Source organism: Paenibacillus faecalis (assembly GCF_900289175.1).
GTDB classification, from domain to species: domain Bacteria; phylum Bacillota; class Bacilli; order Paenibacillales; family Paenibacillaceae; genus Paenibacillus_AQ; species Paenibacillus_AQ faecalis.
In genome coordinates this window covers 4,817,569-4,832,853 of the sequence record NZ_LT985747.1, presented here as the reverse complement: position 1 = coordinate 4,832,853, position 15,285 = coordinate 4,817,569, and the positions used below count along the sequence as shown (strand labels likewise).

At 47.3% G+C, this 15,285-nt stretch carries 14 protein-coding genes; 6 read left to right on the top strand and 8 right to left on the bottom strand.

Annotation, left to right across the window (positions count from 1 at the left end; genetic code table 11):
- Positions 1-188: 188 nt before the first annotated feature.
- Complete coding sequence (locus tag C8268_RS22570; protein ID WP_234032932.1) at positions 189-1,937, top strand: IS1182 family transposase; 1,749 nt, start codon at positions 189-191, stop codon at positions 1,935-1,937.
- A gap of 5 nt (positions 1,938-1,942) precedes the next feature.
- Here C8268_RS22570 and C8268_RS22565 read toward each other — a convergent pair whose 3' ends face one another.
- Positions 1,943-3,709: a sensor histidine kinase gene (locus C8268_RS22565; protein ID WP_106769769.1), complete on the bottom strand. Its 1,767-nt coding sequence runs from the start codon at positions 3,707-3,709 to the stop codon at positions 1,943-1,945.
- A complete protein-coding gene (locus tag C8268_RS22560) occupies positions 3,706-4,428 on the bottom strand; it encodes a response regulator transcription factor (protein WP_106769768.1) in 723 nt (240 codons plus the stop codon). Before C8268_RS22560 ends, C8268_RS22565 begins: the two co-directional genes overlap by 4 nt.
- Positions 4,429-4,571: 143 nt before the next feature.
- Here C8268_RS22560 and C8268_RS22555 point away from each other — a divergent pair, with 143 nt between their 5' ends.
- The 4 genes from C8268_RS22555 (at position 4,572) to gdhA (ending at position 8,195) form a co-directional block, all read left to right on the top strand.
- Positions 4,572-5,783 carry a DUF418 domain-containing protein gene (locus C8268_RS22555; protein WP_106769767.1) on the top strand — a complete coding sequence of 404 codons (1,212 nt, stop codon included), beginning with the start codon at positions 4,572-4,574 and terminating at the stop codon, positions 5,781-5,783.
- Positions 5,784-5,905: 122 nt separating this feature from the next.
- On the top strand, positions 5,906-6,217 hold the full coding sequence (locus C8268_RS22550) for an antibiotic biosynthesis monooxygenase (protein ID WP_106769766.1): 312 nt from the start codon (positions 5,906-5,908) through the stop codon (positions 6,215-6,217).
- Between the two features lie 287 nt (positions 6,218-6,504).
- Entirely contained in the window at positions 6,505-6,636 is a 132-nt protein-coding gene (locus tag C8268_RS22545; protein WP_106769765.1) for a DUF4023 domain-containing protein, read from the top strand.
- A gap of 188 nt (positions 6,637-6,824) precedes the next feature.
- Positions 6,825-8,195 carry an NADP-specific glutamate dehydrogenase gene (gene gdhA / locus C8268_RS22540; protein WP_106769764.1) on the top strand — a complete coding sequence of 457 codons (1,371 nt, stop codon included), beginning with the start codon at positions 6,825-6,827 and terminating at the stop codon, positions 8,193-8,195.
- A 302-nt stretch (positions 8,196-8,497) separates the two neighbouring features.
- Here the strand turns inward: gdhA and menA are convergent, their stop codons facing one another.
- From menA to C8268_RS22510, 6 genes are all read right to left on the bottom strand, one after another.
- On the bottom strand, positions 8,498-9,451 hold the full coding sequence (gene menA / locus C8268_RS22535; protein ID WP_106769763.1) for a 1,4-dihydroxy-2-naphthoate polyprenyltransferase: 954 nt from the start codon (positions 9,449-9,451) through the stop codon (positions 8,498-8,500).
- A gap of 242 nt (positions 9,452-9,693) precedes the next feature.
- Complete coding sequence (locus C8268_RS22530; protein ID WP_420094294.1) at positions 9,694-10,203, bottom strand: DoxX family membrane protein; 510 nt, start codon at positions 10,201-10,203, stop codon at positions 9,694-9,696.
- A gap of 228 nt (positions 10,204-10,431) precedes the next feature.
- Entirely contained in the window at positions 10,432-11,346 is a 915-nt protein-coding gene (gene cysK, locus C8268_RS22525) for a cysteine synthase A (RefSeq protein WP_106769762.1), read from the bottom strand.
- Positions 11,347-11,411: 65 nt separating this feature from the next.
- Complete coding sequence (locus C8268_RS22520; RefSeq protein WP_106769761.1) at positions 11,412-12,152, bottom strand: ABC transporter ATP-binding protein; 741 nt, start codon at positions 12,150-12,152, stop codon at positions 11,412-11,414.
- Between the two features lie 2 nt (positions 12,153-12,154).
- The gene (locus tag C8268_RS22515) at positions 12,155-12,973 is read right to left on the bottom strand and encodes an ABC transporter permease (protein ID WP_106769760.1); all 819 of its coding nucleotides are present in this window, start codon (positions 12,971-12,973) and stop codon (positions 12,155-12,157) included.
- Positions 12,974-13,074: 101 nt separating this feature from the next.
- A complete protein-coding gene (locus C8268_RS22510; RefSeq protein ID WP_234032931.1) occupies positions 13,075-14,133 on the bottom strand; it encodes an ABC transporter substrate-binding protein in 1,059 nt (352 codons plus the stop codon).
- Between the two features lie 187 nt (positions 14,134-14,320).
- Here C8268_RS22510 and C8268_RS22505 point away from each other — a divergent pair, with 187 nt between their 5' ends.
- A complete protein-coding gene (locus tag C8268_RS22505) occupies positions 14,321-15,160 on the top strand; it encodes a lipoate--protein ligase family protein (RefSeq protein ID WP_106769759.1) in 840 nt (279 codons plus the stop codon).
- Positions 15,161-15,285 lie beyond the last annotated feature (125 nt).

Below are 15,285 nucleotides of genomic sequence, written 5' to 3'. Positions count from 1 at the left end.
ACTTCTGGACGCCCCGTTTTTGTTGAATGTTAAAAATGTGCACAAAAAAACCGTCTTTTCCTGTAAAATGAAAGTCACCACAACCACACCTACAGAAAGGACGGTTTTTATGCGTAATCTGACGACTACTACGGAACAGTATACCATGCAAATGACACTTCCTCTAGGGGATTTGGAAGAAAAANACCATGCAAATGACACTTCCTCTAGGGGATTTGGAAGAAAAGACGGCTTCCAAACGAAATCTTGCCCCTACCTTCAAACCTTACGACAACAAACAGGCTCAGATGATTCTGGATTTGGAGATGTATGTTCCCACTCATCATGTGGCTCGTGTCATTGATGAGATGATTGAAGCTATTCCAGACGAGCAGTTGTTTGCTCACTACACAGGCGGAGGCCGCAGTTCCTACCATCCCAAAATGATGCTCAAAGCAATCCTTTACGGCTACTCGCAAAAGGTTTACTCCTGCCGCGGCATCGAAAAGCTGCTGCAGGAAAACATCCCGGCTATGTGGCTGGCGGCGATGCAACAGCCTGACTTCCGGACCTTGAACGACTTTCGCGGGGTACGCATGAAGGCGTTCATGGACGAGCTGTTTGAAACCATGATTCAAAAGCTCATCGCGGACAACTACATCACGATGGAACAGTACTTTTTAGACGGCACGAAGATCGAAGCTGACGCTAACAAGTACTCGTTTGTGTGGAAAAAAGCGACGCTGCGCTTTGAGGAGAAGCTCAAGGAAAAGGTACAGGCGACCCTTGCACATATTCATACGCTGACGCAGCAAGAAGCTGGCGAATACGCGGGGGCAGATCCCGACGAATTCCCTGCCAAGCTCGAAGAAGCAGCAGCTGAGCTAGGGGAGAAGATCGAAGACTTAAGCGAACAGATCGCTCAGGCAAGCGACAGCCAACAGCAGCAAGCCTTACGCAAAGAGCGCAGCGCCTTGAAGAAGCCGCTGAAACAAATTCGGGAAGACTTTCTTCCTCGCTTAGCCAAGTATGAGCAGCAGAGAGCGTGCTTTGGCGATCGCCACAGCTATTCTAAAACCGATACGGACGCCACGTTTATGCGCATGAAGGAAGACCACATGAAAAACGGGCAGTTGAAGCCGGGTTACAATGTGCAAATGGCCACGGAAAACCAATTCATTTTGTTTTACAGCATCCATCAACGTCCTACGGATACGCGCTGCTTCATTCCGCATATGGAGCGACTTGCAGCGTCTTCTTTGCCGATGCCCAAAACGGTGATCGCCGATGCGGGCTATGGCAGCGAGGAAAATTACTTGTATGCAGTGGGTGAAGAAAAGGAGTCGCGCTTTGATTTTCTCATTCCTTACGGCAACTACATGAAGGAGCAAACTCGGCGCTACAAGAAGGACATCCGGCATGCTTCCAACTGGGCGTATGAAGAGCAAGACGATCGCTTTGTGTGCCCGAATGGCCGGTACGTCCGCTTTAAGAAATACCAAACGAAAAAAACAGCTTCTAGCTTGGAGCAAAGCTTCAAGATTTATGAATGTGAAGATTGCAGCGATTGCCCGCTCAAGTCCTTGTGTACGAAAGCAAAAGGAAACCGCCAAGTGCACTGGAATACCATATGGGAAGAACTAAAGGCAAAGGCCAAAAAAGCCCTTGAGGATGACGAGAAATCCGCGATTTATGCTCGGCGTAAAGTGGAGGTAGAAAGCGTGTTTGGTCACATCAAGGGCAATCGGTCGTTCCGCCGCTTTTCCTTGCGTGGCTTGGAAAAGGTGCATGTGGAATTTGGGATTGTGGCCTTAGTCCACAATCTGCTGAAAGTAGCAGGCATTCGCCTCGCTACCTTCCTGCAAAAACAGACACACCAAAAAGTTGGACGGAAAACATTGCGTTTCTCCGTCCAACTTTTTATTTTGAGGACTTATTGGACAGCCTCCTTTTCATGAGATACTTATCTTATTTTCACCGAAATGGATCCCTGATTCTTAATCTCTCGGGGCAGAACAACTCTGATGCACGTTCCTTCTCCCACCTCTGATTCAATCTCCACTGTACCGCGGTGGGCCTCAATAATCGCCTTTGCTATACTCATCCCAAGTCCTGAGCCATCGATGGTTCCCTCTGTGTTCGTGCCGCGGTAATAGCGCTCAAACAGATTCCGCTGCGTTTTTTCATCCATACCGACACCGTTGTCCTTCACCACAATGACAGCAGATTCCGCTCGCTCCTCTACGCCAACTGTAACAGTCACCCCCGGCGGGTTATGCTTCACCGCATTGGAGATCAGGTTATCCATCAGACGATGCAGCCATTTGCTGCTCCCTGCGGCAAGTACCGGGTCATCTGCTCCCTCAAACAGAAAGGTTACACCCTCAAGCGTTGCATCGTTAACGTATTTCAACACACACCGGCGGACAAGCTCATTCAGATCCAGCGGACACATATCCTGCGGATGGATTTCGGTCTTCAACCTGAATACAAGCGAAAAATCGTCGATCAGCTCCAGCATGTAGTCCCCTTTTTCCCGTATAACGGTTCCCATTTCTCGCAGTTCGTCAGGGCTCCAGTTTTCCGGCATACTTTCCAGCATATAGCCGTAGCCTTGGATCGAAGACAGGGGAGTTCGCAAGTCATGGGATATACCGGACATCCATTCCTCCCGGTTCTGTTCCAGTCGCTTCCGTTCCCGCTCGGTTGCTGCAAGCTTCTCTGCCATATGATAAAAGGAGTGAATCACTTCCTTATACAACTTATAACGTAGGCGCAGCTTTCCATTCTTCCGAAACACTTTCTTACGGTCTTTAGGCGTGAGCACTTCCTCGTAAGAGCCGCTTCCCATTCGCTCGAACCAACCCGTAAACAACAACAGCGGACGGCTGTAACGATATCCGTGCCAAATCGACAGGGTTACCGCGGTAACCAGCGCTATAACGCTCAGCCACACCACAGCGATCAAAATCTGGTTCATGATCGGCTGTTTGCCGACGGAATCATACGGCGTATGATACACCCAGGTCATTCCGCTTTTTTTGTCCCAATATACACTCACATTCGTAACGTAGGCGCCTGGCTCTTCCTGCATCGACATTAATTCGAGAGGATGATAACTTTTTTTGTCGCCCATCTCTTTACCGACTGCCAGCTGGATATTACCTTTTCCATCGATGATGTGCAAGAAGCCGCCTTCTCTTTGGATCTCCTGCTCCAATTGATTGTACTTTGAAGCATCCGGCATACCTCCAGACTGATAATCTGCAAACCAAGCTCTTAGACGATCATTGCTTTCATCCACCCATCCGAGCATAAACAACAATGGGTCTTCATACATCAAGTCCATTTCAAGCCCCATCGTATATTTGCCAAGCCGCCGCTCTTCCTTGATTTCCAGCAACTGGCTGACTGAATAGGATGAAGGAACATCGCCCGGTGTGTTTGTAGCATGGATCACGTTTCCTTTCATATCTACAACTTGAAGCCACATGTTCCGTTCATGCAAAAGGTCTTTCCAGTGGCCTGCAAGATTCACCACACCGTTCTCCGTCAGTGTTTCAGCCGTAAGATTGCTAACCACACCTGCCGGAAAATTGCGCCGGATTTCCTCATTCGCAATATGCTTCGCGATGACAAAAAATAATGTAAGGAGAAGCATAAACAGAAACAACGAGAAGGCGATGAGCTGATATGTAAAGTGAAACGCAAGTCGTCGGCTTACTTTCATTTTCCAGACTCCTTTATGAGCTTGTAGCCTAGCCCTCGAACCGTCAGCAAATACTTAGGATCACTTGGATTCTCTTCGATCCGTTCCCGAATCCTGCGGATATGCACCATAACGGTGTTGTCCTCACCCATTCCGTCAATTCCCCATACCGCCTCATACAGCTGCGACTTGGAGAAAACAACGCCGGGATGTTTGCAAAAAAACAACAACAGCTGAAACACCTGGGCCGGACAAGCTACCGGCTTGCCAAGCACCTTCAGCTCCCCTGCTGTCTCATCCAGCACAAAGCGCCCGTAATCCCATACTCGCTGCTTCGGCTGTTCTTGAACCCAAGCTTCAGAATTCCTCCATTCGCCTCGTCGAAGCCTGGCCTTGATACGCGCGGCAATCTCCAGAGGATTGAACGGTTTGGTTATATAGTCGTCACCGCCCATAGCGAACCCGGTCAGCACATCCAAGTCGGAAGCTCTGGCCGTCAAGAATAAAATATGCGGACTGCCAAATGCCCGAAGCCTTGAGCAGATTTCAAACCCGCTTCCATCGGGCAACATTACGTCCAGCAGCACGACATCAGCCCGATGCTTTTCCATCTCGTTCAGGGCCTCGCCGCAGCTCCCGGCTGTATAGATACGGTTAAAGCCTTCCTTCCGAAGGACCATCTGAAGCATTTTGACAATAGCCGGTTCATCATCAACTATTAAAATTTTCGTATTTTTCATCATCATCTTCACCTGATTTCATGCTAGCACAACAACCTTAACAGCAGTTAAACAATAAAACAGATCGTTAAGGAAAAGTTACGATACCGTTTCCGAGCAATTTATATTGAAGCGATATACTCAGTTCCAAGAGGTGATATACTATGACAAATTTACGAAAAAGGGCTGGCGCTATCGATGCGATTCGAGGCTTCAGCTTGCTCGGTATTTTGATGGCCAATATGCTTATTTTTCAATACGGGATATACGGGAAAGATGAGTTATGGTTGTTTCAGCCTTCATCCTGGGACCTCATTTCGCATGATATGTTAAAAATATTTATTGAAGGCAGCTTCATGCCGATCTTTACGTTCCTGTTCGGGTACAGCATGATCAAGATGAAAGAAAGTATACAAGCCAAGGGACTGAAATTCGGACGCAACATCATCAGACGCTCGATACTTCTCATCGTTTTCGGTATCGCACATTCCATGCTCTGGGATGGCGATATTCTGGTCATCTACGGTATCATTATTTTCTTCCTGCTCATCTTTGTGAACCGAAAGCCGAAAACTTTAATGATCTGGGGAATTATTTTTCTCGTTATTAGTGTCGGAATCAGCTATGGCAGTATGTCCCCAACCTCTCCCGAGGATGCATTGCGCATGGAAAACCACGTAAGGGAAACTATCAATATATATGGCACAGGTACCTACTCGGAAATTATGAACCACCGGATGACTTCAGACCCGCTTGGCATGCCCGGCTGGTTCATGTTCTTCGCTATGCTTCTGACGCCTGTTTTGGTGGGGGCTATGTTTCTATTTGGAATGGCTGCCGCCAAATACGGTAAATTTATGTCACCGAAGCAAGAGCAAGGATCTTATCTGCAACTGGCAATCTTGTTTGTACCGCTTGGTATCGCTGCAAAAACGGCAGCAATTATGTTTGGGGAAACCAATGCATGGAGTGGAGTATTGCAAATGGGCGGTGCCCAGATTTTAGCGCTTGGATACATTTATCTGTTTGCTTATATTTATGCATTTTCTTCAGGCAAGTCTGCTATTTTTCGATCATTTGAAGCGGTCGGCCGCATGTCGTTAACGAACTATCTCATGCAGACCGTCATTTGTACAACGATCTTCTACGGATACGGGCTCGGTATGTTCGGCAGGCTTGGCATCCTGCCAAGCCTTCTGTTAGCACTTGGAATCTATGCAGTGCAAGCTGTATGCAGCTTTCTGATTCTAAATCGTTTCCGCAGCGGACCAGTCGAAAAATTGCTAAGAATCGGCACCTATTGGTCATGGAACGGTCAGGCGAAACCAAAGAAAACAATCGCTTCTCATATCCCGCCGGAAGCTCCTTCTTCCTGAAAAATTTGGTTGCTAAAAGGTGAAATCAGCTGTATTCATAAGATATAATGAACATGCAGAAGGAATCGACTGAATAAACCGGTGAAAAAAGAGCCGGGACCACAGCCTAAGGAGGAACAAATATGCTCGTAGTAACGAATTCGATCAAGGTCAGACCAGGACACGGCAAGGAGCTGTCAGAACGATTCGCACAGGCGAAGGGCGTGCAGGACATGCCAGGTTTCATCCGAATGGAAGTATGGCTTGAAGCCAAAGCAGGCGCTGATGCCGAAGAGCTCAAGATTTGTACCGTTTGGGAGAACGAGGAGGCTTTTGAAGGCTGGACGTCCAGCGAATCCTTCCGTCAGTCGCATCGCGGCGGTGGCAGTGAATACATTATGGGCGCTACCCTTAATAAGTATGAGCTTCTGATCAGCAACCCGCCTATAAAATAACGTCTAGAACCCGTGATTAGCTTCGGCTGATCACGGGTTTGCTATATGTATAGATACAAATCTGTTTTTTAGTATCGCTTGGTACTTTTTAACTATGATTTCATCAATGGAGAGCGCTGTCATCACTCTTTTTTCACGACTTGATAGGAAAGTTTTATGACTGTTCTAAACTTCATATAATAGCCACATATTTATTCACACTATCAATACAATTTTATAAATTGGGATATAGTAATCAGGAAGGACGCTAAAACCGAACAGACCCTATTTCAAGGAGGATTTTACGGATGGAAAGCACACATGATTTCGTTAAAAAAATGAATGATAATGCCGAAAAAGCCCGTCATAACAAGGAAAATCACGGGAAGGGAACGCCTAGCGCCAACTTGCCGACAAAACAGCACGGTACGAAAAAATAAGCCTGAAGAAACACAGCAGCGATTCGTGGAGTCGCTGCTTATTTGCACTAATCGTATAATTTCTGAAAGCATTTTTTAGGTAAAAATGTATAAAACATTATTTCATATGTATAAATTTTAACTTGCAAGGACGCTCGATTTTTGATAAATACAACATAATACATATTTATAAGAGAGGGGACTGTTACATGAATTTAACTGCACAACAATCACAAGAAGCGGCAGCTTATGTCCAATCCGTATTTGAGACTGTACAAAAGCGCAACCCGAATGAGCCTGAATTTCATCAAGCCGTCAAAGAGATTCTCGATTCGCTCGTTCCGGTGCTCAGTAAATGTCCGCAATACCAGGCGGCCGGAATATTAGAACGTCTCGTTGAGCCTGAGCGCGTGATTACGTTCCGGGTTCCATGGGTAGACGATCAGGGCAAAGTACAGGTGAACCGCGGCTATCGCGTTCAGTTCAATAGTGCTATCGGACCTTACAAAGGCGGTCTCCGCTTTCATCCTTCCGTTAATGTCAGCATCATTAAATTCCTCGGCTTTGAGCAAATTTTGAAAAATTCCCTGACAGGTCTCCCGATTGGCGGCGGCAAAGGCGGCTCTGACTTTGATCCAAAAGGAAAATCAAACAATGAAATTATGCGTTTCACGCAAAGTTTTATGACAGAGCTGTATAAATATATCGGACCCGACGTTGACGTTCCTGCTGGTGATATCGGAGTCGGCGCACGTGAAGTCGGTTATATGTTCGGTCAGTACAAAAGAATCCGCGGCGGCAATGAAGCTGGGGTGCTGACAGGAAAATCGATTTCATACGGTGGTAGCTTGGGACGACCTGAAGCAACGGGATATGGATGTGTTTATTTTGTAGAAGAAATGTTGAACTCCAAGGGAATGGGCTTTGAAGGCCAGACTGTTGTTGTATCCGGCTCCGGCAACGTGTCTATTCATGCGATTGAGAAAGCTCAACAATTCGGCGCCAAGGTCGTAGCCTGCAGTGACTCTAACGGCTATATATATGATCCTGAAGGCATCTGCCTTGAAACAGTTCGCCGCCTGAAAGAGGTGGAAAGAAAGCGGATCAAAGAATATGTCAATGAGCACCCTCATGCGGCATACACGGAAGGCTGGCAAGGAATTTGGACGATACCTTGTGACATCGCTCTGCCATGTGCAACGCAAAACGAAATTGATGAAGCATCCGCAGCGATCCTGATCTCTAACGGTGTAAAAGCCATTGGCGAAGGAGCCAACATGCCTTCTACTTTGGAAGCGATGGATCTGTTCCTAAACAATGACGTTCTGTTCGGTCCTGGTAAAGCAGCAAATGCGGGTGGTGTAGCTGTATCTGCTCTTGAGATGTCACAAAACTCTATGCGGCTTTCTTGGACGTTCGAGGAAGTGGACAACAAGCTTCATGAGATCATGAAAAACATTTACAACAACAGTGTGCAAGCAGCTGAAGAATTCGATTGTCCTGGCAATATAGTCGTTGGCGCCAACATCGCCGGCTTCCGCAAAGTGGCCGATGCCATGCTTGCTCAAGGCATTGTGTAAATAAACGTTAAACCTGCTCTATAAACCAGCAGCTCTCCCATTTAAAAGTTTCGTCCCATGCCTGTACTCGGGTTTCAGATTGTAGGCAAAGTCTAACGGAAGCTGATAAGCGCATCAGGTAATCGGTAACCATCATCTTCTTTTTGACTTTGTCATCAGCCTGAGACCTGCCAGTGCAAGGGGTGGAGGATCAACGAAACAAACGAATGTGGGCATCCTTCCGCTTTATCGCATTGCCGATTTCATGTGAAAAAGCCTTCGTTTCATCTTTACGAAACGAAGGCTTTTCTTCCCCTATATAACTACAGCCCAGCCAGTAAAACCGCCGCACCTAACGCAACGATCCGAGCCATGTTCATCATTACAAAATTCTGAACGGCATTTACAAACGTCTTTTCTTTAGACGGATTCGCAACGAACGTCTTGATGTTTTTTTGAACCGGAACAATCGTCAGCAGAACGAGCAGCAGAATAACTGGATTGACCTTCAAAAACAGAAGAACAAGCAAATCTGCATAAGCAAAATAATACATCAATCGAAACAAAACTATGGAATGGGAGCGGCCGATATACACAGGAAGGGTATACCGCTTGTTCTCGATATCATCCTCAACATCACAGATATTATTCGCCAGCATAATGTTGGCAATGCCGAGAATAGCCGGAACAGAAATCAAGAACACCAAAATGACTTCAGGCAGATTAACCTGCAGAAGTACCGTTCCCCCGTCCAGCACCAAGCTGGCAAGCTGACTTTCGTCCACATGAATCCATGTCGAGATAAAAATAATAACAAACCCCATAAATAAACCCGAGAACAGCTCACCAAGCGGCATCCGGGAAATTGGAATCGGACCAAAAGAGTACAGTATGCCGACTGCAAATGATATTCCGCCAAGAAGCAAAATCAAAAGACCGGTATCCATGAACAGAGCAATCCCCGTACTGAATGCAGTAAGCAGCAGAATTACAATGACAGCTACTACGGCCGGTTCCTTCAGCTTATAATGCACAATGGCATTATGGGACTCATAGCCAAAGCCATGCGTTTTGATCGCTTTTTTATAATCATAATAGTTATTAATTGCCGTCGTCGCCATATCGAACGTAAGCAGCGATACCAACATGAGCACAAAGTGATACGCATCGAACTTCTGAAAACGAAACAGTGCGTATACCGTCCCGATAAAAAACGGGATCATGCTCGCCACCTTTGTCTGAATCTCCACCAGTTTAAAAAACGGTTTGATTCCCATCTCCATCCATCCTTCGTGATAAATTACTTTTCTTATATTTTAAAATTAGGATAGATTATTTTTTATATTCTTGCTGTGGTAATTGTTCTTGACAATATCATTTATTTGTGAAAAAAGACACAAAGTATGGTTTCCGGTTTTCTTCTTGTGAATATGAAAGACACCCTTGGACAGGCCGTATAAACAGCCTTAAGTGTGTCCGAAAAGGGTGCCAGAGTCTAGCTTATGCTCCTAATGAAACTTCACTCTTCATCTGTACTTCGCTGACGGCTCCACGGTGTGCCTAGGAGCGGGAGCGCCCAGCGATCCAAACCGTACCAACCTGCTACTTTCCAGGCAAGCACGATCCATGTTGCCAAAATAAAAAACAACGGGTTCATGCTCACTGTACCGGCAAACAAGAAGCTGGCATTCATCAAACCGCCGAAGAAAGCGGCGATGCCGGTCAATAAGCCCAAAATCAAACCTAGGCCAACGAGCAGTTCCCCATACGCCACCATATATGAAAACAGCTTGGCGTTAGGCAGCACAACGCTTTCCAGAAAGGATGCGTACCAGCCCGGCACATCTTTTCCGATTGCTGATTTTTCAAGCGCACCTGTAACGAAACCTTGGACTGCGGCTCCAGCATTGCTTCCTGTCCAGGCGTCAGAGGTTATTTTGTGAACCCCTGATTTCAACCACTCATATCCCAAATATAGACGTAAAATCAGCCAGATCCACGCTGAGCGGGTGCTGCTGAACAGAAACATCGACACCGGATTTTCAGGTACTACCACATACTGATCTTGCTTAAAATCCTGCTTCGCCAAACCTATCATCTCCATTTCAGATCATGGACTTTCGTGAATGTAATCATTTTTAAATATAACCATATCCACAAAATATACACCGATTTACATCATTAAAATCGGTGTCGTCATGATCGATGGAGTTTTTCTGTATGCGATATATAAAGACGAAGCACGGTTTTCACAATATTAAAAAATATCCATACTCAAATATCGCTCACCCGTATCCGGCGCAATGCAGACTACTCGTTTTCCTGCACCCAGTTTCCGGGCTACGCTGATTGCGGCAAAGACCGATGCCCCGGATGATGGACCGACGAGAATCCCCTCCAACCGGGCCAAGTTGCGAACCGTTTCAAGCGCCTCTTCATCCGCGATCTGAATGATCTCATCGTATATATCTCTGTTCAGTATGTCTGGAACAAAACCGGGGCTTGTCCCGACCAGCTTGTGAGGTCCTGGTTGTCCACCTGACAGCACCGGTGATCCCTTCGGCTCGACTACGGCGATATGCAAGTCCGGCAAGTGCTTTCGCAGTTCCTCCCCGGTGCCTGTAATCGTACCGCCCGTTCCGGCCGTAGCGACAAAGGCATCCAGCCTGCCTTCCATCTGCTGCAATATTTCCGGCGCTGTTGTCACACGGTGTATGTCCGGGTTCGCCTGATTCTCGAACTGCTGCGGAATAAAGCTGCCCGGAATTTGTTCTTTAAGCTCCAATGCTTTCGCGATGGAGCCAGGCATCCGCTCGCTGCTTGGTGTTAATACCACTTCTGCGCCGTAAGCCTTTAAAATGTTGATCCGTTCCTTCGACATATTATCCGGCATAATTAAGATAGCCCGATAACCTTTGGCCGCTGCAATCATAGCCAAACCGATGCCGGTGTTGCCGCTTGTCGGTTCAATAATCGTGCCTCCGGGTTTAAGCACGCCCTGTTTCTCAGCCGTATCGATCAAGTTAAAGGCCGCCCTGTCCTTCACACTCCCGGAAGGATTAAACATTTCCAACTTCACATACACATCAGCTGCCCCATCCGGCACCATTCGCTGCAGCCGGACCATCGGCGTTTCACCGACCAGTTCTACAATATTATCGTATATTCCCATCATGGCCCCCTCCTTTGTCATAACACAATCGTAACACGTCTATATACTCTTATAATCAAGAAAAATCAATGATCCCCCAAATTCAAATGCTTCATAATTCGTTCCCGCAGCGCTACAAATTCTGCACCGTTGCGGTTTCGAGGCCGCGGCATATCTGTTGTGATCGACTCAACAATCCGACCTGGACGAGGGCTCATTACATAAATAGTATCGGCCAAATAGATCGCCTCATCGATGTCATGTGTGATGAGAAGCACGGTTTTGCCTGTACCCTCCCACAGATCAAGCAGCTCATTTTGCATCGAAATTTTCGTAATCGCGTCCAGCGCGCCAAATGGCTCATCGAGCAACAGAACCTCCGGGTCCATCACTAAAGCACGGGCGATGGATGCCCGTTGGCGCATTCCCCCGGATAACTGATGCGGATAATATTGTTGAAATCCGCTTAGTCCCACCTTCTCCAGCATCATGTCAACACGGGCACTGCGTTCTTGTCTGGAAACGCCGGCTAGCTCTAAACCGAAACCTACGTTATATTCTACCGTACGCCACGGATACAGAGCATGCTCCTGAAAGATCAGCATCCGACTTGGGTCGGGCCTGACAATGCCCTCTTCATTCGCTGTAACCATTCCGTCAGAAGGGTGCTCCAGTCCAGCGATCATACGCAGCACCGTACTTTTTCCGCAACCTGAAGGACCAACGATAACGGCAAATTCGCCTTGCTGAATGCGGATATCTACCTGCTCCAATACGCTCAATGACCCAAAAGACTTGGACACATGATCCACGTGAATCGTCTGCATAATTATTCATCTCCTCCCGGCTGGATGTAGCGATATCGCAGCAGTTTTCTTTTTAGTCCTTCAAGCAGTACCAGATCGAGCAGCGCCGCTATAGTGCCGATTACAATAATGCTCATCAGCACGCCCTCCATATCCGCAACTTCACCGCGCCAGCGGGAATAAAAGCCCAAACCTGCCATCGCACCGCCGACCATCTCAGCTGCAATCAACGATCTCCAGGCATTCCCAAACGCAACCTGCGCCCCGGTAACAAAGGCTGGAAGCGATTCAGGCGCAAACACTTTGGCCAGCAGTTGACGGCGATTTGCCCCCATAACCCGAGCCAGCTCCAGATGCGTGCGATTCACGCCTTCCGTTGCATTTAAAACCGAAAGCGCCATGGGAAAAAAGCTGGCGATAATAATAACGGTAATAATCGTTTTATTGCCAAAGCCAAGCAATATAACGAAAAACGGTACCCATGTAATCGGCGGAATCGCCTGAAGAATAGATATTAAACTGCGCAAATACACAGCGAAGCCTTTGGATATACCTCCAATCAGACCAAGCAGCGCTCCAAACAGACAAGCAAGCGGATAGCCCCACAACAAACGGATCAGACTATCTCCAATATGGCTCCGAAATTCGGGGTCTTGAACGCTGCCAAACAATCGAACAAATACATCCGGCACATCCGGCAGCAAATAAGACGGCAGAAACAGCGCCGTAATCTGCCAAATAGCAAGAAGGCTCCCTACTGCAAGCAGATAGGGAAGCACTTTTCGCCAGAAGGAGCCGGATTTCGGTTTTGTTCTCGGTAATTTGGTATAAGACGGATTCACCGGAAACCCTCCTTTTTTAAGATATAAGAAATCAAAATCTGAAAATCGCCCCGTCCTTCAAAAAGGGTACGGTTAGCATCTCTTCCTATGTAAGATCTTTGTTACTCTTTATTCTTCTTTTCATCCTGCCAACTTAAGTCGATAATTTCTTCAACCCTTACTTCTTTTTCCAAAACACCTTGCTCTTTCATCATGTCCGCGATCTCCTGCATCCGGGTGACCTGCTCCGGCGTAATATCCCAGTTAAACACCTGGGACTCAATCGCCTGCTCGATCACGTCCACAGATTGCACCGTACCCCCATGATGTGAATCCATCGTTTCCGAATCTACAAAATATTTCATAATCAATTCTGCCGATTCTTTCGGTTTTTGTTTAAGCATCTCAATTGCTTCTTTCTGGGCATCCAGGAGCTGATTCACCGCTTCACGGTTATTCTTCAAATTCTCATCAGTCGTAATGACGACCATACAAGGGAAAGGCCATACTTGACCGATCTCATAAATTTGCTTCACGCCTAATGTATGGGAAGCGATGCTGTCATAAGGCTCAAACACGAAGGCTGCATCCACCGCACCAGAAGCGAGCGATTGAATCGCCTGACCCGGGTCTACATAAACCATCAGCACATCCTTGCTGGTCAATCCTGCTTCTTTCAGCACGACACCGTTCAGAACGATATCTGCCGTACTTCCCTGACCTTGGGAGGCAAGCTTCTTGCCCTTCAAATCGGCCACACTAGTGATACCGCTATCCTCTTTGACGAGCACGCTGTGAAATCCGAGCTGGGCTCCGCCCACAACCTTCACGCCAGCTCCCTTGGACGCCCATGAAACAGCGTTCGTAAAACCGAGCACCCCGGCATCGACCTGCTTCCCAACCATCGCTTTAATCAGATCCGTGCCACTTTTGAACTGCTGCATCTTGACGTTTAATCCATGCTTCTCATACAGCTTCGCTTCATAAGCAAGCATCGCTTGCGCATCGTCCATGACGTTCAAGTAGCCGACCACAAATTCCTTCTTGGCCTCACCGTTCCCGTCAGCTGATTGATTGCCGTTTACCTGCCCGGTGTCATTTCCACAGGCCGTAACCACCAACATCACAGTTAACAACAGCCCCGCTATCAGCGTTTTAACTTGTCGGGCCTTTCTTGTCATGGCAAATCCCCCTTTATATATAAAACCTATAAATTTACTAGGATTATAAGAATTTTATTCCATAATGTCAATCGATTTTTCTGAAAAATGAAGGAAATGAAGCGGTTTTAACGATGCTTTATGGTATTCTGTACATATCTGAAACCGTATTGCAAAGGAGGCCCTTGTCATAGCTATAACACCAAATATGCCTATGGGGACAGTCCCCATATTGCTGCTCGACCGCAGCCAAAATTTATCCGAATCCAACGATGTGCTCTACTCCTTCGCACTAGACGAACTGCTATGCCGCCAGACTGGCCAAGGCGGTCCTGCCATCTGCCACCTTTGGCGCCATCCTCGCGCATTTGTGATGGGTGTACGAGACAGCCGGTTGCCCAAAGCTCTGGAGGCCGAGCGTGATCTTCACGATCTCGGTTACGATACAGCCGTTCGTCATTCAGGGGGCGCTGCCGTACCTCTGGATCTGGGAGTTGTGAACCTGTCACTCATCCTGCCGATTGTAGTGAAAAAGGACAATCAGGATTTTCATCAAGATTTTGAAGTCATGGTTCATCTGATCCGTGAAGCTTTGCAGCATACTGGATGTACGGTCGATACCGGCGAGATTGCCGGAGCGTACTGCCCTGGTGCATTCGACTTAAGCATTGACGGACGAAAGTTTTGCGGTATTGCCCAGCGTAGACAGAACAAATCCTTTATCATTCAGGCGTTCATTAATGCGAATGGCTCCGGATCAGAACGTGCAAGTCTTGTCCGCTCCTTCTATGACAAAGCAGCTGCGGATGCTGATCCTGCCCGCTACCCGTTAGTTCAACCGGAATCAACTGCAAGTCTCCAGGAATTAACGAATTTAGGTTCTCATTCAGCCGCGTTGTTTATCGAATCGATCAAAAAGGTCATCCGTCAATGGCAAAAAGCTGCCGACCCGCTAGTGATGGAAGCTGCTGCCTCCAGATTGGAGATGCCTGCTACAGAGGATGTACGCGAGATGGCCCACTCCCTGAGACAGCGTTATGTGAAATAATGGAATACCAATGAAAAGTTGCCATCTGAAGCTGACTTGGCTAAAATGCTGAGGATTAGCAGAGGAACGGTGTAGCAATCGATCAAACAATAGCTGACGAAGGAATCCTATATATGCGAACAGGC